This window comes from Gordonia sp. PDNC005, from assembly GCF_016919385.1.
GTDB lineage: Bacteria > Actinomycetota > Actinomycetes > Mycobacteriales > Mycobacteriaceae > Gordonia.
Genome location: NZ_CP070351.1, coordinates 3,672,463 through 3,696,262 on the forward strand (window position 1 = coordinate 3,672,463; position 23,800 = coordinate 3,696,262).

Genomic DNA, 23,800 nt, shown 5'->3' on the forward strand with positions numbered 1-23,800 from the left:
CCGGTCAGTGCGCCTCGCGACGAGCCGCGTAGACGGCTTCGTATTTCTGCTTCGCAACGGCGGCGTCGGCACGTTGCCGTTGGGTGAGCGGTGAGTTCCCGAGCCCGTGCTGTTGGAGTCTGCGAACGCGGTTCTGGTCCTTGTACGACACCGAGTAGACGAAGGCGAGAATCGCCGCCAGCAGCACCATCAGCGCCCGAATCCACCAGTCGCCGCCGAACCCGAAATAGAACGCGAGGTAGATCGGAAGGAAGCAGAACTGCGCTCGGATCAGGTGCCGCGGGGTGGCGAAACGACCTGTCAGATCGTTGAGGACCCAGTCGTGCTGTGTCTCGGGAAGCTTCGCTCCGTACGCGTAGGCGATCCACTGCAGCGGGTTCGGGCGAGCGCTCATCTCCGGGTCCTCACAGACGTCGATTCAAGTAGTGCGCTATTGAATATTGCACGAATCAATGCGCGATTCAATAGTGCACGATCAATTCGGGCTAGTCTGTGTCCATGAGCACTGTGATCGACGGCAATCCCCTCGAACTGCATCGGCAGGTCTGTTTTGCGCTCGCCGTCGCCAATCGGTCGGTGCTGAAGATCTACCGCCGAGTCCTCGACCCCCTCGGACTCACACATCCCCAGTACCTGGTGATGCTCGCGCTCTGGGAAGACTCCCCTTTGCCGGTCAAAGACATCGGACGACTCCTGCAGCTCGACTCGGCAACCTTGTCGCCACTCCTCAAGCGCCTCGAGGCCGGCGGGCTGATCACTCGCCGACGCAACATCGACGACGAACGAATCGTCGAGATCCTCCTCACCCACGCGGGCGCAGCCTTACGAGAAGAAGCGCTGAGCATCCCTGGGCAGGTCGTCGACGCACTCGGCGTCGACCTGTCCGACCTCGAAGAACTTCACGCCGTGCTGACCAAGGTCAACGCCGCCGCCTTACGCGCAGACCAGGGGTGAGCGTCAACCCTTGAGAACCCGAGCGGCGACCTCTGCCATCTTCCGCTCGCCGAGCGCATTCGGATGCACCGGCACCGGCTGGACAGTGGTCAGAAGCGGCTCAACCCATCGGACACCCACGGGCTTGCACGCGTCATGCCCGGCTGACGCCGCCGCGACGTCAACGAGCGTCACACCCGTCTGCGCGGCGGCTCGTGCGATCGCGTCGTTCAACTCCACCTGCACCCGATGCGTGAACTTTCCGTCGGCGGGAGCGACGGGCATGCCGGGGCACACAGTGTTCGAGTCCGGCGCGATCCACGGGTAGTTCAGCGCGAGCACCTTCGCATTCGGCGCGGCGGCTCGCACAGCACTCATCGCCCGAACCAACTTCGGGAACGTCTTGTCGCGAATCGTCTTCAGCACGGCCGTCGAGTTCTGGTCTTCACACGGCGAGCCCTTCATCCCCGCCTTGACGCCGGCGATCACACACTTCATGACCGTTCCCGCAAAAACGTTCTCATCGTTGCCGCCGATCGAGAAGGTGACGACGTCGACGTTCCGATTCAGAGCGCGGAGCTGCGGTTTCACGTCACTGTTCTGCGAGGTGAAGAAGTCGTCAGTTGTCGCGCCTCCACAGCTGACGTCGGTCAGCCGATACCGGTTCTTCCGTGCGAGCAGGTGCGCGAAGTTGTCGTTCGCCTGGAGACACAGGAGCGAGGAGCCCAGTGCCGGCGGAAGCACTCCAGAACCGGCCGAATAGCTGTCGCCGAGGTTGACGTAGCGAATCTCCTCGGCGCGGGCGTCTCCCGGCACCAGTCCACCCGCGACGACCACCGCCGCCATTGCAACTCCGAGCAGCGTCGAGAGTCGGCTCCGCATCACACCATCTCCTGTAGATCGATTGATCGACAATTTTCACGAACTGTAACGCAGATCTCCTTTTGGCAACAGGGCCCAGTCCGGCCGGCATGTCGACGAAGAACCTTGCAATCAAGTAGTTGAGGACTAAACTAAAGAAAGCATCCCCGATCGAAACGAGAGCGACATGACCGCAGCCACCTCAGCCAATCACCCGTACAGCCCGGCATACCGGGCGGGCGACCACGTCTACGTCTCCGGAGCGCTATCGGTCGACGTCGACTACCAGCCCGTTTCCGGCCGGGACGAGGCGCTAGACGCGGCCGTCGACCGAATGAGCGACCGACTGGCCACCGCCGGGGCGGCACTCTCCGACGTGGTAAAACTGACCTACTTCGTGACCGACCTCTCGTTGCGGGAAGAAGCGAACCGGCAGTTCGAGCGTCTCTTCGCCGTTCCGAGGCCTGCCCGCACCTTCCTCGAAGTGAGTGCGCTTCCGTACGGTGCGACCGTGGAGATCGACGCCATAGCCGTCACCACCGACCACTCGTGATCGAAGCGTCGGCCGACATCACGACCCGAAGGGATGAGCGAGTGCCCGAGCATCACCTACCACCGGACGCGGTCGACCATGCGATCGCGCAGTGGGCGCAGGAACGCCCGGCGCTGGACGTGTCGGCCCTCGAGGTCTTCGGCCGGCTTCATCGCACCTACCTGCGTTATCAGTCGTCCATGTCGACGCTGTTCGCCCAGTACGACCTGAACACCGCGTCGTTCGACGTGCTCGCCGCACTCCGCCGATCGGGCCCGCCGTTCCGCATGACCTCGACGGAGCTGGCCCGCACCATGCTCGTCACGACGGGCGGAGTGACGCTTCGTGTCGATCGGCTCGAGAAGACCGGCCTGGTGGAACGTCAGCGCGACGCCGACGACCGGCGAGTGGTCTACGTCTGCCTGACCACGACCGGACTCAGGGTGATCGACGACGCGGCCACCGCCCACTTCCAGAACGAACTCGTCCTGCTCGACGGGCTGAACGAGACAGATCAGCGGCAGCTCGCTCGTCTGCTCCGAGCGCTGGAGTCGTCTATCCGCGACGCCGAGAACCGGCTCGACGAGCCCGACTCCGCCTGAGGGTTCGACCGACAACAACGGCGCGGCCGCCGGGATCACTCCCGGCGGCCGCGCCGTCTCCTGTTCGTCACGCGTCGGCGAGTCGTTTCGCCTGCTCTTCGGCCTGATTCCGGTACATGCGGCGCAGACGGATCACGCCGAGATCGTGCTGGTAGAGGTTCTCGGCCTGGTCGGCGTCCGGCGCCATGTGTTCGAGCATGATGCGGTCCTGCTCCAGCACTGCCCAGTGGCGGGCCTCCAGCGTGGTCCTGTAGAGGAACCGCCAGACGTCTCGCTCCCAGCCGCTCACCCTGCGGTATCGCCAGAAGAACGTCGCCGTCTTGTTCGCGTCGATCGGCGTCGCCATCCCGACGATGCCGAACGATCCGCCGGGACCCGCCGTGGCCGGGTACGGGATCTCCAGATCGACCCAGTCGACGCCGGTCCGACAGAACTCGACCCAGTCGAAGTTCACACCGCGCTGGTCGGTCTTCTCGAAGAAGAAGCCGCGGTCGGTCTCCCGGATGCGGAACCGCGCAGAGGTGGCGCCGCCCGCCATCGAGTGCGACTCGTGATGAAGGAAGGCTCCGTGCATCGGATCCAGAAGGTTCTCCAGCGCGAAGCGCCACGGCGCATCCCACTCCACATAGCAGAGGAACGCGGAGATGCCGTCGTCGCTGAGCCGCTCGGGGACCTCGAGAGGTCCCGGCTCGGCCTCGGGATCGGTCCCGAACCAGGCCAGGATCGCTCCGCCGACTTCGCGAATCGGCAGGCTCCTGACCAGCTTCTTCCCTTCGAGGTTGCAGCCCGGCATGCCGGGCACGGCGAGCACGGTTCCGTCGCCGCCCACCTGGACGCCGTGGTACTGGCAGGCGATGCGGTCGCCGAGGTGCATGCCCTGCGACAACGGCGCACCACGGTGGGGACAGCGATCGGCGAGCATTCGCACCTCGCCGTCGGACTGTCGGAACAGCACCCACTGCTCCCCGAGCCGTTCGAGCTTCCGGATGGCGCCCCGTTCGATCCAGTCGGACGGGCACACGGCGTGCCACTGGTCACGCATTCCGGTGGCGAAGATGTCGTCGGCGGACAGAGCGCCCGGGCTGTAGACGCGGGCCATCATCGGCCTCCGTTTCCTGAATTCGCGAGTCGAGCGATCTCGACCTGGAACGACTCCTGCGACCACGGCGTGCCGTCAGGACTGACGATGCCGATCTGATTGAGGCCTTCGACGAGGGCTTCGAGGGTGTGTCCCCCGTCGCCGAAGACCTGTTCGATCGCCTTGGCGAGTCGAGACTCGTACGGCGTCGGATCGGTTACACGTGCCTGATCAGGCACCAGATACAGACTCATCGAGCTCCTCCTAGAGATCGAGTACCAATTCTTCGGACTGTGCGCGCGAGACGCAGATCATCATGGTTGCGCCGCTCTCCTGCTCGGAGGTCGACAAGACGAAGTCGCGGTGGTCGGGGACTCCGCGCAGGACGCGAGTCTCGCAGCTCCCGCACATGCCCTCACGGCACGAGTTGGGGACGTCGACACCCGCCCCTTCGAGGGCGTCGAGAATGGCGACGTCGGGTCCGACCTCGACGGTGACGTCGGATGCGTCGCAGCGGACGGTGAATCCGGTGTCGGCCCCCGACTCGTCGTCTTCTGCACGAGCCTTCGGCTTGAACCGCTCGAGCCGGATCGTCTCGGCGTCCCACGCCTGCCCGCGCTGTTCAACGGCGGAGAGAAGTCCCTCCGGCCCGCAGGTGTACACGAGCGTGTCGGGTCGCGGCTCGCCGATCAGCGCGTCCAGGTCGAGGACGCCTTCCCGATCCTCACTGACGACCGACACGTTCTCGCCGTAGGCCTGCAGCTCTCCGACGAAGGCCATCGTCTCTCGACTCCGACCGCCGTAGTGCAGTTCCCACTCGGCGCCCGAGCGGTGGGCCTGCGCGATCATCGGGAGCATCGGGGTGATGCCGATGCCTCCCGCGACGAACACGTACTTCGGCGCGGCGAGCAACTCGAAGTTGTTCCGCGGTGCACTGACCGACACGAGGTGGCCGGGACGCAGATCGTCGTGGACATAGCGTGAGCCGCCTCGGGTGGCTGGATCGCGGAGCACCCCGATCCGATACTTCGTCTTGTCGGACGGGTCGCCGCACAGCGAGTACTGGCGGACCAGGCCCTTCCCCAGATGGATGTCGATGTGGGAGCCGGGAGTCCACTCGGGCAGTGAGCCGCCCGCTACGTCCTCCAGGTGGACCGACACGACTCCGTCGGCCTCCCACCGCATCGAGCGGACGAGAAGTTCCATCGTTCCGGTGTCCAGGTTCATTGCTCGACCTTTCCGAGCGGGCCCGCAGCGGGCATTTAACTGAGTAGTGAATAGTTTAGCACTCAAGTATGAGCGGTGTCACAGGTTGCGGCGAAAGAGCTCCCGGCAATTGCACGCAGACGTCAGCGAGGAACGGATACGGGCGGCGTGAACGGGGTCGGCATCGGCCCGAACGCGGCGAGATCCACCTCGACGAGAACGGGGCCGCGCAGCGAGACCGCCTCGGGGAGCACCGACTCCGCGTCGTCCGCGGATTCGATTCGCCGGTAGTCGAGCCCTAGCGCACCGGACAACGCTGCGAAGTCGGGAGTCGCCAGGTCGACCGCGTAAGTCGGACCGGTCGCGGCCTGCATGTTCCGCAGCACGCCGTATCCCCCGTCGTTGAAGACGAGCATCACCAGCCACGGCTTCTCCTGTGCGACGGTCAACAGCTCACCGAGATGGACGGCGAGTCCACCGTCACCGGCGATGGCCAGCGTCGGGCGGGTCTCATCGGCGAGAGCGGAACCGATCGCCATGCCGAGGCCCTGGCCGATGCCGCCGCCGCGCGGAAACACGTTGGCTCGGGGATCACCCATCGACAGCAGTCGATTGCCCCACGAACTCGACGCGATGGTGACGTCGCGCGCGACGACCGAGTCGGTTGGGAACGCGGCCCGGACGGCGTCGCACAACCGAGCGTGGTCGCCGAGGCCTGCACGTTGGCGGGTGCGCGCGTCGACACGGGCGCGCTTCCCACGCTCGGTCCACTCCGCTGCGACCTGTCCCTCGAGGTCAGCCGAGGCCAGGACCTGGTCGAGCACGGACCGGACGTCGCCCACGATGCCTGCCGTCACCGGAAACACCCGGCCCGGGGCCGCTGCATCGAGGTCCACCTGGACGTGATTCTTCGGCACCGGTATCGAGTAGTCACCGGTCTCGTTGCTGCGGAAATGGGTGCCCAGCGACACCAGCAGGTCGGCCTCAGCCAGCAGTTCGCGTCCGGCCGGCGTCGCACCGTAGTTGCCGACGCACAGTTCGTGTTCTTCGTCGACGGCCCCGCGCCCGGAGTTGCTGGTCAGCAGCGGGGCGCCCCATCGCTCGACGAGCTCGGTGAGCTGGGCACCCGCTTCGCGGACACCGCCGCCCGCCCAGATCACCGGGCGCTCGGCGGCGTCGATCGCTGCGAGCAACGGTGCGATCTGCTCCGCGGAGACTCCGGCCGGCGCCTCCGCCGCGATCGGCGGACCCGGGACCACGTCGTGCTCGGCGTACTGCAGATCGATTGGCCATTCGACGGACACCGGTCCGCCCGGCGCGGCGAGTGCGCGTCGGACGCCGTCGCGCAGGATCTTTCCCGCTTCGCCGGGATCGGTGACGGTCACCGCATAGGACGAGACCGCCGTCAGCATGCCCAGTTGATCTTTGGTCTCGTGGATGAATCCCCGACCGGACCCGAGGTAGTCCGTCTGCACCTGCCCGGTCACGTGCAGCACCGACGTTCCCGCGCTCAACGACTCGATCAGGGATCCCGCCGCGTTGCCCGCACCGGTTCCCGTGCTTGTCAGGGCGCAACCGAGCCCACCCATCGCACGGGCGTAGCCGTCCGCGGCGTTGACCGCTCCGGCCTCGTGGCGCACGGGCACGAACCGCAGCTGTGCGGCGACGGCCTCGACGAGCGGCAGGTTGTGCACGCTGACGATGCCGAAGACGGTGTCGACGCCTGCCTCGCGCAGCACCTGCACGAGCAGGTCGCCGCCGTTCTTGATGTTCTTGTCGGTCATTGGGTTCTCCCGGGAGAGTCGACGATCGCGAGACGATCGAGAGGGGCTGACGATCAGGGCTGGAGGGTCGGTCAGACGTACCGTGCGACGCCGCCGCACACGTCGAGGCAGGAGCCGGTCACATAGGACGATCGCGGCGAGAGCAGGGTCAGGATCATCGCGGCGACCTCGTCGGCGTGCCCGAAGCGACCGAGGGCGACCCCCCGATCGGCGGCGATCCGGGCCTCCCACTCGGCGAACGACTGCGGGTCGCCGGACTGGTCGTAGCGTCTGCGCCACTGCCCGGTGTCGATCAAGCCGAGCGCGACCGAGTTCACCCGCACCGCGGGCGCGAGTTCCTGCGACAGCGACTTGCTGAGATTGAGCAGACCCGCGCGCGCCGCACTGGTCGCGACCAGTCTCGATTCGGGCTGGCGGGCGAGGACGGCGTTGACGTTGACGATGGCGGCCGCGTCCGAGTTCCGCAGGTGCGGCAGGGCCGCGTCGACGGTGTTGAGCACACTGGAGAACTTGAGATCGAGTTCGTCGCGCCAGTCGTCGAGGGTGGTCTCCGCACGAGGCGCCATTCTGGACCCGCCCGCATTGTTGACGACGCCGTCCAACCGCCCGAACCGCGCGACGCCCGCGGTCACAACCGCGTCGACATCGGTACGACTGCGGACGTCGGCCGCCACCGTCACGACCCGGTCCTGCGCGTGCGGCACGGCCTCGGCGAGGACAGTTGCGAGCTTGTCGCCGTCACGGGCACAGGTGACCACGTTCGCCCCTTCGTCGAGGAGGAGACGAACTGTCGCCAGTCCGACGCCGGAGCTGCCTCCGGTGACCAGGTACGCGCGGTCGCGCAGCAGGAGGTCCATGTCTGATGTCCTTCTAGTGGAAGACGAACCCGCCGTCGATGACGAGTTCCTGTCCGGTGATGTACGACGCCTCGTCGCCGAGCAGGAATGTGACTGCTCCGACGAGGTCAGCGGGGCGCTGAGGCCGGGTCAGGGCCCGGTTGCGCCGATACAGGTCGTGTCGGTGCTCGGGGACGTGTGCCGCCGACTCCGACTCGGTCAGCCCCGGCGACACCGTGTTGACGGTGATGTCGTGCGGGCCGAGGTCGCGGGCCATCGCACGGGTCAGTGCCGACACGCCGCCCTTGGACGAGATGTAGTGGCACAGATTCTGCGAACCGTAGAGCGCCGCGTCCGACCCGATGTTGACGATCCGTCCACCACCTGCGGTGATGAGATGCGGCGCCACCGCCCGGCTGACGAGGAAGGTGCCCCGCAGGTTCACGTCGAGCACCCGGTCCCAGTCCTCGACGGCGAGCTCGTGGACGGCTTTCCCCCCGACGCCGTCGGCGAGGGCCGCGTTGTTGACGAGCCCGTGAATCGGTCCGTCGGCGGTCACCGTCTCGACCATCTCTTCGACCGAGTCGGCCGAGCGGACGTCGAGTGGGCAGAAGCTCGCCCGCACGCCCGCACCGGCCAACGTCTCGACTGCGGCGGCACCCCAGTCCTCTCGGATGTCGGCGACCCACACCTGCGCACCGGCGAGGCCTGCATGCTCGGCGATCGCCAGTCCGAGACCGCGCCCGGAACCTGTGACGAGCACAGTCCTTCCGCGCAGGTCCGTCACTACGATCAGTCCCGGGTGACGCCGTGCATGACCGACGTCTCGGGGTAGGTCGGGACCTGCGGCTTCTGGGCGCCGATGATCACGCAGAACAACGCGGGCTCATCGGTGACGTTCTTGAGGCTGCGCGGCACTCCCGCGGGCACCACGATCATGTCGCGGTATCCGAGGGTGCGCTTCTCCTCCTTGCCGTCGCGGTGCACTCCCACCTCGATCTGTCCTTCGAGGACGAAGAACGCCTCTTCGGCGTCGTGATGGGTGTGCTCGGGGCCTTCGGCGCCCGCCGGGAGCAGCATGTTCGAGAACGTGAAACCGCGCGACGGGATGATCCGCTTGTCGTCGCCGTGGTCGCCGGTCGCGCCCGATCCGACGTACCGGATCTGTGCGCGCTTGAACTGGTCGCCGGCCTTGGCCTGGAAGCCGAGTGCGTCCCAGTCCTCCTTGCGGCTGTCACGGGTGAGGATGAGCGAGTCGGTGAACTCGGCGAGGTCGGAAGTCTGGTAGTCCATGGCTTTTCTCCTTCTAGTGATGGGTTGTCGATCTGATGGACATCACTGAGCGCGGAGGCGCTCGGTGATCTGGATGAACGATTCCGCCCAGGCGTTGAACGCCTCCGGGCGGTCGCGGTTGGCGAGGTGTCCCGCCCCGCGGAGCGTCACGTACACGGCACCGGGGATGCCGCCTGCGAGCACTTGGGAAGCGGCGTGACCCGTCACCTCGTCGCAGTCGCCCGCGACGACAAGAGTCGGAACGTCCACCTCGGGCAGCCGGTCGGTGTGATCGGTGGCCGCCATGGCCTCGGCGGCACTGCGGTATCCGGCAGGCCGGATCGCCGCGGCCATCTCCTCGGCGACTGCGGCGACGGTGGTCCCGTCTGCGTCGGAAGCAAGCAGTCGACGGGCACGATCCGCCACGAACGCCGCGAGATCGGCTTCGACGTCTGCGGCCCGCGCCAGCATCGAGCCGGCCGATTCCGGCGTCGCTCCGGAGCCGACAGTGGAGCTTCCGAGAATCAGGCTTCGCACCAAGTCGGGTCGACGGAGAGCGAGGCGGGTGGCGATCACTCCGCCCCACGACATGCCGAGGACGTGAGCACCTTGTTCACCGCAGCGGTCCTCGATGAGCGATGCCACACGGTCCGCGTAGTCGTCCATGCTGAGCGGGTTCGCGACGTCGGCCGATCGCCCGTAACCGGGTGCGTCCCACGCGAGGAGCCGATGGTTCTCGGCGAGCTCGGCGACCTGGGGGTCGAACGATCGTGAACTCCCCCCGATGCCGTGGAGGAGAACAACGGAGGGGCCGGAGCCCTCGTCGACGACATGCAGGTCGGTCATGACTCCTCCGGTCATCGGTCGGCACTCACGCGCAGGTCGGGGCGGTGCGCGAACGCACCGTCGTCGGGCACACCCGCCATATGGGAGCGCACCTCGGCCGATGGCGGACCCGCGGTCCCCCACGTGTCGGACAGTTCTGGAACACGTCGCCACACGCGGCAGAGCCAGCGGTCCTCGTCCACCTGGGCGATGCCGGACGTGTACTCGCAGACCAGACCGGCCGGGTCGGCGAAGTAGGAGAACGTGTTGTCGCCCGGCCCGTGCCTTCCCGGCCCCCACATCGGCACAACACCGTGATGTCGCAACCTGCCGATGCCTCGCATGAAGTGATCGACGGACGGCATCTCGTAGGCGACGTGATTGATCGCCGTCCACTCCGCCTGGTTGAACGCAATGCTGTGGTGATCGGAGTTGCAGCGTAGGAACGCCATCTGATGCTCGGACCAGTCGGACACCCGCATCCCGAGGACATCGGTGTAGAACGCGACGGCAGCGTCGATGTCGACGGTGTTGAGGACGACGTGGGTCACGCCGACCGGCACCGCTTCGGATCGGTGCATCGTGGTGACGGCGTATGCGTCGGCGAGAAGCTGGATCACCCGGCCCTCGGGGTCGACGAAGCTGACGCCGTATCCGGCGGCGATCTCGCCGGTAGGTCCGGGGCCGGCGACGATCGGGACGCCGCGTGCGCCGAGTCGGCGGGCCGCCTCGTCGACCTCGACAGGAGTACGGACGGCGAACGTGATTCGGCCGAGGCCGTTCTGCTCGGCCGACGTCAACTGGAGGACGTGATGCTCGTCGCCGGTGCCGCGGAGCCACGCGCCTTCGGCACCGCGTTCCACGACCGACAGGCCCCAGACGTTCTCGTAGAAGTCCGCGGATTCCGATGCCGCGGATGTGCGCAGCTCGACGGACCGAAGCCTGGCCAGGGTCGCTACCGGCTGATTCATCGTGACCTCCTCAAGTATCTTTACAATTAGTAGTTTAGCGCTCAAGTATTACGATGTGAAGTGTTTCACGGTCTTTTCTCAGAAGTGGCCGGCGACGCTATACGTCGCCGACGCCCGCCCACGGGTTCGGTTCCGGGTCGAGCCCCAGGTACACGCTTTTGACCCGGGAGTAGGCGGCGATGCCCTCCCGGCCCTTCTCGGTACCGAGTCCGCTCTCCTTGACGCCGCCGAACGGCGTGGAGATGGAGAACGCCTTGTAGGTGTTGATCCAGACGTTGCCGGCCTCCAGCCGGTCGGCGAGCCGCAGGGCCCGCCGGTAGTCGCTCGTCCAGATGCCCGCGGCGAGCCCGTACACGCTGTCGTTCGCCTTCCGGACCAGGTCGTCCTCGTCGGAGAACCCGAACGCGACCAGCACCGGACCGAAGATCTCCTCGCGCGACACCGTTGCGTCGGCGTCGAGCCCGTCGATGACGGTCGGCAGGTAGTACGACCCCTCCGCCAGTGCGGGATCATCAGGGGCACCACCGCCGCATCTGATCCGGGCGCCGTCGACACGCGCGGAGTCGACGTACGCCGCCACGCTGTCGCGATGCCTGCGGTGCACCAGCGGACCCACTCGCGTCGCCGGGTCGAAACCGTCACCCACCGGGAGCGCCTCAGTGGATGCGACGAGCTTGTTCATGAACGTCTCGTAGAGGGAGTCGTGCACGAACAGTCGGGAGCCCGCGACACAACTCTGACCGGATGACGAGAAGATTCCGTACATCACACCCGCAACCGCCTGATCGATGTCGGCGTCGTCGAGGACGACGGTCGGCGACTTCCCGCCGAGTTCCAACGACACCGGCATGAGCTTCTCAGCGGCCTGATGAGCGAGCCCCCTACCGGTGGACGTACCTCCGGTGAAGCTCACCTTGCCCACTCCCGGATGCCTGACGATGGCGTCTCCGACGACGGACCCCCGGCCCGGCAGCACAGACACCAGGCCCGCAGGGATCCCGGCCTCCTCGACCAGTCGGGCGAGAGCGAGCGACACGAGAGGTGTCCACTCGGCCGGCTTGAGCACCACGGCGTTGCCCGCAGCGAGGGCGGGTGCAAGCTTCTGCGCGTCCGACGCGATCGGCGAGTTCCAGGGTGCGATCGCGCCGACGACGCCGATGGGCTCGTGCTGCACCCAGGTCCGGTAGTCGCCACGTGGCACCGTCATCGACTCGTCGTAGGTCTCGAGGACGGACGCGAAGTAGCGGAACGTGCCTGCGGCGCTCCCAGCGAGGGCGCGCGTCTCCACAATCGACTTGCCGGTGTTGAACGTCTGAAGTGTGGCGAGCCGGTCCGCGTCCCGTTCGACGAGATCGCCGAGGCGCCGCAGATAGGCCGCGCGATGATGCGGCGCCATACGACGCCAGTCGGGGTCGGCGGCAGCCGCCGCCCCTGCGGCGACTGCGGCGTCCACGTCGTCGGCGGTGGACTGCGAGATGGTCTGCAGGAGGCCTCCGGTAGCCGGGTCGACGATCTCTGACGCGGGTCCGGACACCGCGACCCACTTGCCTCCGACGAACGCCTCATCGGGAATCGGAGTGAAGTCCGGCCTCATTTGGAGATCTCCTCGAGAGTGAGTTCCTTGGTCTCGACTGCGAACAGTGCAACAACGATCGCGCCGATACCCGCGATGACGGCGAACACACCGAACACCCAGCTCAGCGATCCGCCGTGATCAAGAATCCAGCCGACCACCAGCGGGCCGACGACGATGCCGAGTCGACCGGCGGCTCCGCCGAACGCGGCGCCCATGGCCCGCATGCGAGTCGGGTACAGCTCGGCGGTGTAGACATACAGCGCCATGTTGACGGCGAAAACCAGCAGCGCGGCCGACGCCGACCAGATCAAGACGGCCATCTCGGTGTTCGTACCGAAGCCGGAAAGCAGGCCGAGCGTCAAAGCGCACATCGCCATGGCGGACGCGATGCACAGCCGACGGCCGAGGCCGTCGATGACAAACGCGATGATCAGGCAGCCGACCAGTCCCGCGACAGTGGTGAAGATGCTGTAGTGCAGCGCCGTTGAGGTGCTGACTCCGAAGTGTTTGCGGTACAGGGTGGGCAGCCACGAGGCGATGCCGTAGTTCACGAAGTACGCGCAGAGCCAGATCGACGCGAGCATCAGTGTGCGACGCAGGTAGACGCCTTCGAAGAGTTCGCGGAAACGAGCCTTGCGGACGACGGCTGGATCGTCGACGGCGGGCCGAGGCTCCGCCAGTTCGATCCCCCGCGAACGCACGTCGGCTTCGATGATCGAGACCGACTCGTCGGCCTCGTCGAACCGACCACGTGCGGCAAGCCACCTCGGCGACTCGGGAAGGCGGTGCAGGAGCGGAACAAGAAGAACCGGCAGCGCGCCGAGTGCGAAGAGGATCTGGTAGCCGTAGTTCGGCACGATCCACGCCGAGACGATCGCCGACATGACGAGGCCGACCGGGAAGATCGTCTCGTACAGCAGGACGAATCGGCCTCGCCCATGGGCCTTGGCGATCTCGCCGATGTAGGCGGCAGCCACCGGGACCTCGGCCCCGAGGCCCAGACCTTGGATGAATCGCAAGATCATGAAGATGACGAGCGAGTTGGTGAACGCCATGCCGAGACTGGCGATGGCGTAAACGACGAGCGAGATCTCGATGACGCGCAGTCGGCCGATGCGATCGGCGAGCCAACCGCCGCCGAGTGCGCCGAACAGCATGCCGAGGCCGCCGACCGCGATGACCCAGGCGATCATCGTCGACGTGAGGTTCCAGGCGGTCGGGAGGTCGGGCAGCGAGTAGGCGATCATGAGCTGGTCGAAGCCGTCGAAGAAGGTGACGGCTCCGACGATGACACGTGCTTTGACGTGCCATCGACTCATGGGCAGACGCTCCATGCGCGCGTTGATCGCATCAGCCGCGCGACCGGCGTCCAGGGTGGAAGTCTCCATGTGAGTGCTCCTAGGCTGTTGGGACTCTGAGGGAGGAGGGAAGGCTAGTGCCTTAGGTCTCAATTATTTATAGCTTAAGTGTTGGCTGGATCACAAGGATTCGTCGAGGCGAGTTCAGATCACCCAATCGGCGCGGCCAGCGGCACCGACCAAGCGTCGTAGCCGTACACCCAGTCGCCCCCACCCGCGCTGCGCAGCCAGTTGTTGTCGCGAGACGACGCTTGAATCTTCGAAGCGCGCGGCTTCCGCACCGCCTCGTACCGCTCGAACGCTACCGACGGATCGCCGAAATCGGCGAGGCACCGGGCCAACACCACCGCATCCTCACAGGCCTGACCTGCACCTTGAGCCATGAAAGGTGTCATCGGATGGCACGCGTCGCCGAGGAGCACTGCGCGGCCCCCGCTCCAGTTCGACAAGGGAGGTCGGACGTAGAGCGCTGATTTGAGCACGCTGTCGCAACGATCGAGGAGCGTGCGCGCCTCCGGATGGAAGTCCGCGTAGAGCGACCGGAGCTCGGTGATGCTTCCGGGCGTGGTCCACGACTCCTCGGTCCACGCAATCTGACCGACCGTCGCGAAGACGAACACCTCGTCGAGGCCGAGCGGAAAGGTCACGATCTGCGTGACCGGGTCCGGCCCCCACCATTTGGTGAAGCAGTCGGCATTGGACAGGCCTGCGACCGCGCCGCTCGGGATCACCGCGCGGAAGGCGACGATGCCGGTGAACTCGGGCTCATCCGGACCGAGCAGCGCATGGCGAACGCGCGAATGAATGCCGTCGGCGCCGATGACGATGTCAGCGAAGGCGTCGGATCCGTCAGCGAACCGAAGACGGACACCGTCCGCGCCGTTCTCGATCGACTCGAGTCGCCTGCCGAGCTCGATGACGCCGTCGGGAAGATCGCGCTCGAGGGCGGACATGAGGTCACCCCGATGAACCGTGAGCTGCGGCGCGCCGTAGCGCTCGTGAGCGTGGTCGCCGAGCGCAACTCGCGAGGTCTCCTCGCCGGTGTCCCACATCCTGCTCAGCCGGAACTGAGGGCGGCCGCCGTGAGCGCGCAACCAGTCCCCGACCCCACCGCCGAGACCGTCGAGAGCCTTGACGGCGTTGGGCGTGAGATTGACGTCCGCGCCGACTCGCGAGAACCCGGACGACTGTTCGTACACGGTCACGTCGACACCCGACCGAAGGAGTGCTGCAGCGGCCGTCAGACCGCCCACACCTCCGCCGACGACCGCTGCCTGCAGTTTTCTCATGTGATGGACTCCCAAGTGTTCGATCCGATTTAGCTTGCTGCTTAACTATCTAGCAACAAGCTATAATCTGGATCACACTTGAGGTCAAGCGACGCAGTCCATCACAGACCGATGGTCAGAAGTGCGTGCCTCCATCGACACGGACCTCGGCGCCGGTGATGAACGCACCGTCCGAGCTGGCGAGCATCGCCACCACACCCGCGACGGTCTCCGGCCCGGCGAATCCTTGACCGAGGGCGGGAGCGAGCTTGGCGAACAGCATCATGTCGGCATCCTCGGGCAGACCCGGACCACGGCTGGCACCGCTCTCACCGCTGCCGTCCGTCATGCCCGACGAGATCGATCCCGGCTGGACGGCGGTGAAACGGACTCCCTGCTTCGCGTACTCGGCGGCGAGCGCGTGCGTCATCGACTGGATTCCGCCCTTCGACGCCGCGTACGCCGACATGTAGGGATGCGCGAACATGGCCGACGTGGAACTGAAGTTCACGACGGCCGCATCGTCCGACTCGATCAGAGCGGGAAGCGACTCCCGGATCATCAGGAAGGTGCCGACGAGGTTCACCCGCAGCACCAGCTCGAAGTCGGCGAGCGAGGTCTTGTGCGTGTGCGACGACCGGAGGATGCCCGCGGCGTTCACCAGGGCGTCGATGCCGCCGAGCGCGTCACGCGCGGCAGCGACCCCCGCGGTCACCGACGCCTCGTCAGATACGTCGATGACAACGGTGGTGAGACGGTCGGCGGCCTCCCCTGCCTTGGAGACGGTGTCCGCGAGACCCGCTTCGCTGACGTCGGCGGCGACGACCGATCCACCCTCGGCGAGGATGCGGAGCACTGTCGCCTGCCCGATCCCCGATCCGGCTCCGGTGATGACAACTCGGCGACCGTCGTAACGGGCGGGAACGACTGCGGGCATGGTGGGCTCCTTCAGGGCGACGGGAACGTGGGTGGACGCCAAGTCTCGCCTAGAACCGCTCCCACCGTCGCCGAATCTCCCGTCCAGCGGGAGGCCGCCGGACCGAACTGGTCAGGTCAAGCCGACCAGTCTGCTCGACTCTTCCCACAGTCCGCCCACCAGGCGTTGGTCCCGCGCCTGACGCGACTGCGGCCCGTTCGGGCGGTTTCGATGGAAGTACACGCCGTTGACCGCCTGGTCCGCGCCCCGTCTGGCCAACACGATCAGCGGCTGCGCACCCTTCTCCGGCGTGATCGGACCCAGATGCCGCAACGGCGACCGGTAGGCGAGGTCGACCCATTTCGAGTCGCGGCCGAAGCTCGTCGCCACGGCACCGGGATGGACCGCGGCGGCCACGATCGCGTCGTCCGCCCACCGTTGGGCGATCCCCCGCGCGAAGAGGATGTTCATGAGCTTGCTGCTGCCGTACGCCCGCGGCTGACCGATGTGTCGGCGCCGTCCGTCGAGATCAGTGAGATCGACCCTGCCCCAGAGATTCCCAATGCTCGAGGTGTTGACCACGAGTGCCCCTCCGGACGCCGACGCCAGCCGTTCGTGCAGCAGATTCGTCAACAGAAAGCCGGCCAGATGATTCACCTGGAAGTTCGGTTCGAACCCGTCCGCCGTCCGGTCATCGGGGTGGAATGTCCCGCCCGCGTTGTTGAGCAGCACGTCGATCGACTCAGTCCGATCAGCGATGTCAGCGGCCAGACGACGCACGTCGTCCAGAACGCCGAAGTCGGCGCTGAGCACCGCCGCACCGGTCTGCTCGGCCACCGCGGCGAGCTTGGTGATCGACCGACCGACGACGATCAGGTCGACGCCGTCACCGGCGAGCTCACGGGCAGCGACGGCGCCGATCCCGTCGCTCCCGCCGGTGACGACGACCGTCCGACGTGGACGCTCACTCATCGCGAAGTGCGACGAGCAGGTCACCCGCCTCCACCTGCGCCACCTTGGTGATCGCGGTACGGCCGACCACACCACCACGCGGGGCGGTGATCGCGGCTTCCATCTTCATGGCCTCGATGGTGCCGATCGCTCCGCCGGCCTCCACGGTGTCGCCTTCGGCGACCGACAGGGTGACAACACCCGCGAACGGCGCTGCGACATGGCCGGGATCGTTCTTATCGGCCTTCTCGGCGGCCGGGATGTCGGCGGCGACGGACCGGTCGCGTGCGGTGACCGGTCGGAGTTGACCGTTCAGGATGCACATGACAGTGCGCATGCCGTGCTCGTCGGGCTCCGAGATCGCCTCCAGACCGATCAACAGGTTCACACCCTTCGACAGCTCGACTCGGCTCTCCTGGCCGCTGCGCAGACCGTAGAAGAACTGGCCCGCCGACAGCCGTGACGTGTCGCCGAACTGTTCGACGTGTGCGAGGTACTCCTTGGTCGGGCCGGGGAACAGCAACCGGTTGAGTGTCGCGCGGCGTGTCGCCGAGTCGCCCGCGAGGCCGGCCTCGTCCTCGGCTGTCAGCTCGGTCTGCGGTTTGGCCTCGCTGCGACCGGCGAGTGCGCGGGTGCGGAACGGTTCGGGCCAGCCGCCGACCGGTGTGCCGAGCTCGCCGCGCAGGAATCCGATCACCGAGTCGGGAATGTCGTAGCGGGCCGGGTCCGCGGCGAAGTCGTCGACGCTGACACCCGAACCGACGAGCGCGAGGGCGAGGTCGCCGACCACCTTCGACGACGGCGTCACCTTCACCAGGCGGCCGAGGAGACGGTCCGCCGCCGCGTACTTGGCCTCGACCTCCTCGAATCGGTCGGCCAGGCCGAGGGCCGCGGCCTGCGTTCGCAGGTTCGACAGCTGACCGCCGGGGATCTCGTGGGTGTACACACGGCCGGTGGGCGACGGAACGCCCGACTCGAACGGCACGTACACCTTGCGCAGCGCCTCCCAGTACGGTTCGAGGTCGCAGACCGCGTCCAAGCTGATACCCGTGTCGCGGTCGCTGTGCGCCGCTGCGGCGACGATCGCCGACAGCGACGGCTGGCTCGTCGTGCCCGACATCGGTGCGCTGGCACCGTCGACGGCGTCGGCGCCCGCCTGCCACGCGGCGAGGTACGTCGCGAGCTGGCCGCCGGGAGTGTCGTGCGTGTGGACGTGAATCGGCAGATCGAACTCCGACCGCAGCGCAGTGACCAGCTTCGTCGCGGCGGTCGGACGGAGCAGGCCCGCCATGTCTTTGATGGCGAGGACGTGAGCGCCCGCATCGACGATCTGCTCGGCCAGACGCAGGTAGTAGTCGAGCGTGTAGAGCTTCTCGTCGGGATTCGCGAGGTCGCCGGTGTAACTCATCGCGACCTCGGCGATCGTGGTGCCGGTCTCACGGACCGCGTCGATCGCGGGCCGCATCTGATCGACGTTGTTGAGGGCGTCGAAGATGCGGAAGATGTCGATGCCGGTGGACGCCGCCTCGGCGACGAACGCGCGCGTCACCGACTCCGGGTACGGCGTGTAGCCGACGGTGTTGCGACCCCGGAGCAGCATCTGCAGGCAGATGTTCGGGACCGCCTCCCGCAACTGTGCGAGCCGGTCCCACGGGTCCTCCTTCAGGAAGCGGAGGGCGACGTCGTACGTCGCGCCGCCCCATGCCTCGATCGACAAGAGTTCCGGCGTCAGTCGTGCAACGTGAGGTGCGACCGCGGTCAAGCTCGACGTCCGGACCCTGGTCGCGAGCAGTGACTGGTGCGCGTCGCGGAACGTCGTGTCGGTGACGGCCAGCGCCGACTGCTCGCGCAATGCTTGTGCGAAACCGTCCGGTCCGAGTTCCAGCAGTCGCTGCCGGGAGCCTGCGGGCGGCGCGACGCCGAGGTCGACGGCGGGCAGCTTCTCCGTGGAACGTCCAGTCTTCGGGCGCGGACCGTCCGGGAGGTTCACGGTCACGTCGGCGAGGTACGACAGGATCTTCGACGCGCGGTCCGCCGAGGCGTTCAATGTCAGCAGATGCGGGCGCTCCTCGATGAACGACGTCGTGACATGGCCGGCACGGAAATCGGGGTCGTCGAGCAGCGCCTGCAGAAACGGAATGTTCGTGGAGACGCCACGAATGCGGAACTCGGTGACGGCGCGGCGCGCGTGGGCGACGGCCGACTCGAAGTCCCGCCCGCGGCAGGTGAGCTTGACGAGCATCGAGTCGAAGTACGCTCCGACCTCGGCGCCGAGCGCGGAACCGCCGTCGAGGCGGATGCCGCCGCCGCCGGGACTGCGGTAGGCGGTGATGCGGCCGGTGTCCGGGCGGAAACCGTTGGCCGGGTCCTCGGTGGTGATGCGGCATTGCAGTGCGGCGCCGCGGATGACGATCGACTCCTGCGTCAGACCGAGCTCGGCGAGTGTCGCGCCTGCGGCGACGCGCAACTGCGACTGGACGAGGTCGACGTCGGTGATCTCCTCGGTGACGGTGTGCTCCACCTGGATGCGCGGGTTCATCTCGATGAACATATGGTGACCGCGCTCGTCGACGAGGAACTCGACGGTGCCGGCGCAGCTGTAACCGATCTGCCGCGCGAAAGCGACGGCATCGGCGCAGATCTTCTCCCGCAGCGCCGGGTCGAGATTGGGCGCGGGCGCCAGCTCGACGACCTTCTGGTGACGACGCTGCACCGAGCAGTCGCGTTCGAAGAGGTGGATGACGTCGCCGTGCGTGTCGGCGAGGATCTGCACCTCTATGTGCCGAGGGTTGATGACGGCCTGCTCCAGGAACACCGTCGCGTCGCCGAACGCCGACTCCGCCTCACGTGACGCGGCCTCGATGGCCTCGCGAAGTCCGGACAGCTTCTCCACGCGACGCATGCCGCGTCCACCACCGCCTGCGACGGCTTTGACGAAGATCGGGAATGTCATCGACTCCGCAACACGCAACAGTTCGTCGACGTCGGTCGACGGCTCGGACGACGGCAGCACCGGCAGTCCGGCGGCCTTCGCGGCGGCGATCGCTCGCGCCTTGTTGCCCGTCAGTTCGAGTACTTCACGCGGCGGCCCGACGAAAGTGATGCCCTCGGCCTCACACGCTGCGGCGAGATCGGGGTTCTCCGACAGGAAGCCGTATCCCGGGTAGATCGCGTCGGCGCCGGCTTGTTTCGCCGCATCGATGATGAGGTTGATGTCCAGGTAGTTGCGGACCGGGTGACCGGGCTCGCCGATCTGGTACGACTCGTCCGCTTTGGTCCGGTGTCCGGAGTTGCGGTCCTCATACGGGAACACTGCCACGGTTTTGATGCCGAGTTCGTAGGAGGCGCGGAAGGCGCGGATCGCGATCTCGCCGCGGTTGGCGACGAGGACTTTGGCGAAGTTCTGGGTGGTCATCGGATCGGTGTTCCTTTGATCATCGTCGTGCGACGCCCTTTGGAGGGTTCGGCAAGTAGCGTCGGGGAGCGTGCCGCGGCGGATTGGTGCACCACGTCATCGTCAAACGTAGTGGCGGCCGCCAGCGGTCACAGTCCGATTCGTTGAGACATATGATCTGTTTTTGTCATAGAACGTTCAGGAACGCTCGATCTCCAGACACAGCGACGACATCAGGTTCAGCAGGACGTTCAGCCCGTACGTGGTGAGGAATCCGCCGACGTGCGGCAGCAGTTCGATCCCGAGGGCCGATGAGAACAGCGGCGACACCGTCGCATCGTCGATCGCAGTGAGGACGAAGGTGATGACCTGCGCTGCGATGTCGGCGGCGAGCTTTGCACTCGCTACGGTCACATCGGCGAGAGTGATCGTCTGTGCCAGGCCGACACCGCGTCCGAGGAGCTTCGCGATCCCGAGGATCTGCGCGAGCTCGGGATTGTCCGACGACCCGTTCTCCAGCCCGATGTCGATGATCTTCTCGAGTTCCGACGGTCCGGGATCGGCGCCTTCGGGCACTCGAGTGGCGCCGAGGAACCTCTCCAGGCCGCGGGTGACCGCCGCGATCCGATTCGCGGTCTTCTCGTCTGGGGCGTCGGCCTGCAGCAGCTTCGACGTGAGCGAGACGATCCGGCCGAGCGAGAGGTCGGAGACCGACGGGCAGGTGGACGGCTCCGCGATCGCGAGCTGGTCGGCGATCGACTGGATGATCGTCGGAACCTCGGTGCTGAACTGCAGGTCCGGGTCGGGTTTGCCCGCGCGGGAGATCTCATCCGGCGTCATCTTGACCAGGCAGCGGCCGATGATCGCGTCGCTGATCTTCGAGTACAGGAGGGACATCCCCTGTGCGCCGAGCGAGAGCGGCATCGTGATCAGCGTGATGCTGCTCGCCGGACCGGCGGCCAGCAGGACCGGCGCGATGTCGTTGAGCACCGACGACGGGATCAGCACCGTCAGGTAGAAGTACAGCCACGCGGTCTCGACGGCCTGGCTGATCGTCAGATTGTCGAGCGTGATCGGCTGTGCGTACCGGCCTTCCTTCACGTTCATCAGCTGCGTGACGAGCCACTGCGAGATCGGGTCCCGATGGGTGTTCATGGGTGCCGATTCCGACGCGCCGAGGCCCCTGGGGTGCGTCGAGACGGCGAGCGTCGAGATCTCCATGCTCTGCAGGTCGGCCAGAACCGACGCCCTGGCGGCTTCGGCCTCGGCACGCTGCGCGGGCGGGAGGTACGGCATGAACGAGTCGAACACCGCTCGGACCACTGCGCCGAAGGTCGCCGTCTCGGCACCGACACAGCTCGCGTCGGACGTGCCCTTGTTCGACGACCCCAGGTCTGACGATCCGACGCCTGAACTCCCGTCGTCCGGCTTCTCTTGTTCGGTCGCGTCCGGGTCGGTCGGCGACGCGGGATCGAGCTCGTCGCCCTCTGCTGCACGCTTGGTGAGCGTGTCGACTCCGTCGGGGGTGGTGACAGCGGCCGGGCTCTCCTCCATCGCGGCCGCTGCCGTATCAATGGACGCCGTCAGGTCACGGGCGGGGACGGGGCTGCTCTGCCCGACGCTCATGACGATGACGGAACTCGCGAGGAGGGCGCTGCCCACGCGGACGACACGCGACGACAGGAAACGATTGACTGCCACTGGACTACGAACCCTCTACTCACGACGCCACGCACGGCTATGCGACGTCCAACGAGGTTCATTCAGTCATGTTTTGTGGGCTTCACGTGCCGATGAAGCATGTTTTGGGTCACATCGTCCCGTCTTGGTCGTTCCAGGTCACATAACGTGCCAGTCGTTCACGTATCGATCACCAGGAGGCGACCGGAGTTCCCTCCGACGACGCTGGGACCTTGTCCTCGTCGAGGCAGATCGACCGGAGCACGTTGTGGAAGACGACCAGTCCGTAGGTGTTCGGAGCGCTGATGACACCCTTGATCCGCGGCATCAGGTCGACGCCGCCCATCGTCGCGGCGAGTCCCGACGCCACCTGGTCCTGAATCAGGGCGATCACCTGGGTCGTCAACGCGTACGCGAAGTAGGCGGCCGTCAGCGATTTGGTGACCGTCAGGTCCCACATTGGGACCATCTCACCGGGCTTGTCGCCCTTCGCGAGATTGTGCGCCAGGCCGACGAGCATGTCGGTGAGCGCTCCGCCCGCGTAAGGCGCCACGCCGAGCCCGTACGACAGCAGCGTCTCGACCGTCGAGAAGTCGGCCGGGTCCGCGGGGATCAGATTGTGGGGCACCATGGTGGTCTTCATGAACTGCTTCAGGCCGCGAATCCGGTTCTTCACCTCGGCCGCCGTTCTGCGGTTCGGCACGACCGCCTGCAGGTACTCGGAGGTCCGTTCGACGACTCGCCCCAGCGACATGTCGGCGACGGCGGGACACGTTCCGGGTTCCGCGATCGACACCTGGCCCGCGATGTCGGCGATGATCGACGGGACCTGCGAGGTGAAGGCCAGGTCGGGATCGGGTTGTCCCGCCTGACTGATCTGCTCCGGGGTCATCTGCGCGGTGCATCGGTCGACGACAGCGTTGCTGATCGCCTTGTAGAACAGTTTCATCCCGGCGGTGCCGATGGTGATCGGCAAGGTGATCAGGGTGCCGAGCGACGTCGGGCCGACCGAGTAGAACGTCGGCATGGTGTCTTTGACCATCGTCAGCGGGATGACGGCGGTCAGGTAGAAGTACAGCCACGCAGTCTCCACCGCCTGCGACACCGTGAGGTTGTCGACGCGGATCGGCCGGCCCGCCTCGCCGTCTTTGACGTTCATCAGCTGCGTCACGATCCACTGCGAGATCGGATCGCGGTAGGTGTTGATCGGTGCGTCGTCGGACGCTCCGAGATCCGACGGATGCATCGAGATCGCGAGGTCGGAGATCGTCATCTGATGGAGGCCGGACAGCGCCCGAGCCTTCGCCGCCCGTGCCGCGGCACGATGCTGCGCGGGAATCTGCGGGAGGAACGAGTCGAACACCGAACTGAAGACGACGCCGAGCGTCGCCGACCGACCTGGAGCGCACACGGTGCCGTCGGGCGAGATCACCGTCGGACGTGACCGCTTGGACGACGTGGGCGCAGCGGATTCCTCATCCACTGTGGTCACCCTGTCGAGGAGAATCTGCTCGGGAAGGTCGACCACAGAGGCTCGGTCCGACGCCGACGGGACGCCGCCCGTGCTCTGCGTGGTGCCGACCACCAGCAGGCCGCACACCATCGCGGCTGTTCCGATTCGCAGCGCCCGTGCGCGTGCCGTCTTACCGAACGTAATCACGTGAAGTTCTCCCGACTCACCAGCGTGCGGCAAGCACGCGACCGCTCTGTATCTAGCCACGTCGGGGACCGTTCCGCGCGATGAGACGGCGGTTTCG

Annotated in this window: 22 protein-coding genes; 3 read left to right on the forward strand and 19 right to left on the reverse strand. The window is 66.6% G+C overall.

The window, feature by feature from the left end; all coding sequences use genetic code 11:
- Positions 1–4: 4 nt before the first annotated feature.
- Entirely contained in the window at positions 5–394 is a 390-nt protein-coding gene (locus JVX90_RS17675; protein ID WP_205329976.1) for a DUF5313 family protein, read from the reverse strand.
- Between the two features lie 104 nt (positions 395–498).
- Here JVX90_RS17675 and JVX90_RS17680 point away from each other — a divergent pair, with 104 nt between their 5' ends.
- Positions 499–954: a MarR family transcriptional regulator gene (locus tag JVX90_RS17680; protein WP_205329977.1), complete on the forward strand. Its 456-nt coding sequence runs from the start codon at positions 499–501 to the stop codon at positions 952–954.
- A 3-nt stretch (positions 955–957) separates the two neighbouring features.
- On the opposite strand, the gene JVX90_RS17685 is transcribed toward JVX90_RS17680, so the two are convergent.
- Positions 958–1,815 carry an SGNH/GDSL hydrolase family protein gene (locus tag JVX90_RS17685; RefSeq protein WP_205329978.1) on the reverse strand — a complete coding sequence of 286 codons (858 nt, stop codon included), beginning with the start codon at positions 1,813–1,815 and terminating at the stop codon, positions 958–960.
- 166 nt (positions 1,816–1,981) lie between these two features.
- On the opposite strand from JVX90_RS17685, the gene JVX90_RS17690 reads away from it, so the two are divergent.
- Complete coding sequence (locus JVX90_RS17690; protein ID WP_205329979.1) at positions 1,982–2,347, forward strand: RidA family protein; 366 nt, start codon at positions 1,982–1,984, stop codon at positions 2,345–2,347.
- 41 nt (positions 2,348–2,388) lie between these two features.
- Positions 2,389–2,928: a MarR family transcriptional regulator gene (locus tag JVX90_RS17695; protein ID WP_205329980.1), complete on the forward strand. Its 540-nt coding sequence runs from the start codon at positions 2,389–2,391 to the stop codon at positions 2,926–2,928.
- Positions 2,929–2,995: 67 nt separating this feature from the next.
- Here the strand turns inward: JVX90_RS17695 and JVX90_RS17700 are convergent, their stop codons facing one another.
- From JVX90_RS17700 to JVX90_RS17780, 17 genes are all read right to left on the reverse strand, one after another.
- Entirely contained in the window at positions 2,996–4,030 is a 1,035-nt protein-coding gene (locus tag JVX90_RS17700; RefSeq protein WP_205329981.1) for an aromatic ring-hydroxylating dioxygenase subunit alpha, read from the reverse strand.
- Positions 4,027–4,260, reverse strand: a complete 234-nt coding sequence (locus tag JVX90_RS17705; RefSeq protein WP_205329982.1) for a recombinase-like helix-turn-helix domain-containing protein — start codon at positions 4,258–4,260, stop codon at positions 4,027–4,029. The genes JVX90_RS17700 and JVX90_RS17705 overlap by 4 nt, the downstream gene beginning before the upstream one ends.
- Before the next feature lie 10 nt (positions 4,261–4,270).
- Positions 4,271–5,233, reverse strand: coding sequence for a PDR/VanB family oxidoreductase (locus JVX90_RS17710; RefSeq protein WP_240193945.1), 963 nt, complete (start codon positions 5,231–5,233; stop codon positions 4,271–4,273).
- Positions 5,234–5,355: 122 nt separating this feature from the next.
- On the reverse strand, positions 5,356–6,996 hold the full coding sequence (locus JVX90_RS17715) for a thiamine pyrophosphate-binding protein (RefSeq protein WP_205329983.1): 1,641 nt from the start codon (positions 6,994–6,996) through the stop codon (positions 5,356–5,358).
- 71 nt (positions 6,997–7,067) lie between these two features.
- Complete coding sequence (locus tag JVX90_RS17720; RefSeq protein WP_205329984.1) at positions 7,068–7,853, reverse strand: SDR family oxidoreductase; 786 nt, start codon at positions 7,851–7,853, stop codon at positions 7,068–7,070.
- 13 nt (positions 7,854–7,866) lie between these two features.
- Positions 7,867–8,595: a 3-oxoacyl-ACP reductase family protein gene (locus tag JVX90_RS17725; RefSeq protein ID WP_240193946.1), complete on the reverse strand. Its 729-nt coding sequence runs from the start codon at positions 8,593–8,595 to the stop codon at positions 7,867–7,869.
- Between the two features lie 29 nt (positions 8,596–8,624).
- On the reverse strand, positions 8,625–9,125 hold the full coding sequence (locus tag JVX90_RS17730) for a cupin domain-containing protein (RefSeq protein WP_205329985.1): 501 nt from the start codon (positions 9,123–9,125) through the stop codon (positions 8,625–8,627).
- Positions 9,126–9,167: 42 nt separating this feature from the next.
- Positions 9,168–9,950: an alpha/beta fold hydrolase gene (locus tag JVX90_RS17735; protein WP_205329986.1), complete on the reverse strand. Its 783-nt coding sequence runs from the start codon at positions 9,948–9,950 to the stop codon at positions 9,168–9,170.
- Between the two features lie 11 nt (positions 9,951–9,961).
- On the reverse strand, positions 9,962–10,900 hold the full coding sequence (locus JVX90_RS17740; RefSeq protein ID WP_205329987.1) for a VOC family protein: 939 nt from the start codon (positions 10,898–10,900) through the stop codon (positions 9,962–9,964).
- A gap of 97 nt (positions 10,901–10,997) precedes the next feature.
- Positions 10,998–12,494, reverse strand: coding sequence for an aldehyde dehydrogenase (locus tag JVX90_RS17745; protein WP_205329988.1), 1,497 nt, complete (start codon positions 12,492–12,494; stop codon positions 10,998–11,000).
- On the reverse strand, positions 12,491–13,864 hold the full coding sequence (locus tag JVX90_RS17750) for an MFS transporter (RefSeq protein ID WP_205329989.1): 1,374 nt from the start codon (positions 13,862–13,864) through the stop codon (positions 12,491–12,493). The genes JVX90_RS17745 and JVX90_RS17750 overlap by 4 nt, the downstream gene beginning before the upstream one ends.
- A 119-nt stretch (positions 13,865–13,983) precedes the next feature.
- Positions 13,984–15,123, reverse strand: a complete 1,140-nt coding sequence (locus JVX90_RS17755; protein ID WP_205329990.1) for an FAD-dependent monooxygenase — start codon at positions 15,121–15,123, stop codon at positions 13,984–13,986.
- 115 nt (positions 15,124–15,238) lie between these two features.
- Positions 15,239–16,039, reverse strand: coding sequence for an SDR family oxidoreductase (locus JVX90_RS17760; RefSeq protein ID WP_205329991.1), 801 nt, complete (start codon positions 16,037–16,039; stop codon positions 15,239–15,241).
- A 111-nt stretch (positions 16,040–16,150) separates the two neighbouring features.
- Complete coding sequence (locus JVX90_RS17765; protein WP_205332483.1) at positions 16,151–16,990, reverse strand: SDR family NAD(P)-dependent oxidoreductase; 840 nt, start codon at positions 16,988–16,990, stop codon at positions 16,151–16,153.
- Positions 16,983–20,384: a pyruvate carboxylase gene (locus tag JVX90_RS17770; protein WP_205329992.1), complete on the reverse strand. Its 3,402-nt coding sequence runs from the start codon at positions 20,382–20,384 to the stop codon at positions 16,983–16,985. Before JVX90_RS17770 ends, JVX90_RS17765 begins: the two co-directional genes overlap by 8 nt.
- A 177-nt stretch (positions 20,385–20,561) precedes the next feature.
- A complete protein-coding gene (locus JVX90_RS17775; protein ID WP_205329993.1) occupies positions 20,562–22,064 on the reverse strand; it encodes a hypothetical protein in 1,503 nt (500 codons plus the stop codon).
- 169 nt (positions 22,065–22,233) lie between these two features.
- Positions 22,234–23,703, reverse strand: a complete 1,470-nt coding sequence (locus tag JVX90_RS17780) for a hypothetical protein (protein WP_205329994.1) — start codon at positions 23,701–23,703, stop codon at positions 22,234–22,236.
- Positions 23,704–23,800 lie beyond the last annotated feature (97 nt).

What these genes read in the sequence shown, in the direction of transcription:
- JVX90_RS17745 (WP_205329988.1), bottom strand. Translation starts at nt 12,494, where the DNA reads ATGAGGCCGGACTTCACTCCGATTCCCGATGAGGCGTTCGTCGGAGGC.
- JVX90_RS17720 (WP_205329984.1), bottom strand. Translation starts at nt 7,853, where the DNA reads ATGGACCTCCTGCTGCGCGACCGCGCGTACCTGGTCACCGGAGGCAGC.
- JVX90_RS17715 (WP_205329983.1), bottom strand. Translation starts at nt 6,996, where the DNA reads ATGACCGACAAGAACATCAAGAACGGCGGCGACCTGCTCGTGCAGGTG.
- JVX90_RS17735 (WP_205329986.1), bottom strand. Translation starts at nt 9,950, where the DNA reads ATGACCGACCTGCATGTCGTCGACGAGGGCTCCGGCCCCTCCGTTGTT.
- JVX90_RS17740 (WP_205329987.1), bottom strand. Translation starts at nt 10,900, where the DNA reads ATGAATCAGCCGGTAGCGACCCTGGCCAGGCTTCGGTCCGTCGAGCTG.
- JVX90_RS17770 (WP_205329992.1), bottom strand. Translation starts at nt 20,384, where the DNA reads ATGACCACCCAGAACTTCGCCAAAGTCCTCGTCGCCAACCGCGGCGAG.
- JVX90_RS17690 (WP_205329979.1), top strand. Translation starts at nt 1,982, where the DNA reads ATGACCGCAGCCACCTCAGCCAATCACCCGTACAGCCCGGCATACCGG.
- JVX90_RS17675 (WP_205329976.1), bottom strand. Translation starts at nt 394, where the DNA reads ATGAGCGCTCGCCCGAACCCGCTGCAGTGGATCGCCTACGCGTACGGA.
- JVX90_RS17705 (WP_205329982.1), bottom strand. Translation starts at nt 4,260, where the DNA reads ATGAGTCTGTATCTGGTGCCTGATCAGGCACGTGTAACCGATCCGACG.
- JVX90_RS17710 (WP_240193945.1), bottom strand. Translation starts at nt 5,233, where the DNA reads ATGAACCTGGACACCGGAACGATGGAACTTCTCGTCCGCTCGATGCGG.
- JVX90_RS17700 (WP_205329981.1), bottom strand. Translation starts at nt 4,030, where the DNA reads ATGATGGCCCGCGTCTACAGCCCGGGCGCTCTGTCCGCCGACGACATC.
- JVX90_RS17765 (WP_205332483.1), bottom strand. Translation starts at nt 16,990, where the DNA reads ATGAGTGAGCGTCCACGTCGGACGGTCGTCGTCACCGGCGGGAGCGAC.
- JVX90_RS17730 (WP_205329985.1), bottom strand. Translation starts at nt 9,125, where the DNA reads ATGGACTACCAGACTTCCGACCTCGCCGAGTTCACCGACTCGCTCATC.
- JVX90_RS17760 (WP_205329991.1), bottom strand. Translation starts at nt 16,039, where the DNA reads ATGCCCGCAGTCGTTCCCGCCCGTTACGACGGTCGCCGAGTTGTCATC.
- JVX90_RS17750 (WP_205329989.1), bottom strand. Translation starts at nt 13,864, where the DNA reads ATGGAGACTTCCACCCTGGACGCCGGTCGCGCGGCTGATGCGATCAAC.
- JVX90_RS17680 (WP_205329977.1), top strand. Translation starts at nt 499, where the DNA reads ATGAGCACTGTGATCGACGGCAATCCCCTCGAACTGCATCGGCAGGTC.
- JVX90_RS17685 (WP_205329978.1), bottom strand. Translation starts at nt 1,815, where the DNA reads ATGCGGAGCCGACTCTCGACGCTGCTCGGAGTTGCAATGGCGGCGGTG.
- JVX90_RS17755 (WP_205329990.1), bottom strand. Translation starts at nt 15,123, where the DNA reads ATGAGAAAACTGCAGGCAGCGGTCGTCGGCGGAGGTGTGGGCGGTCTG.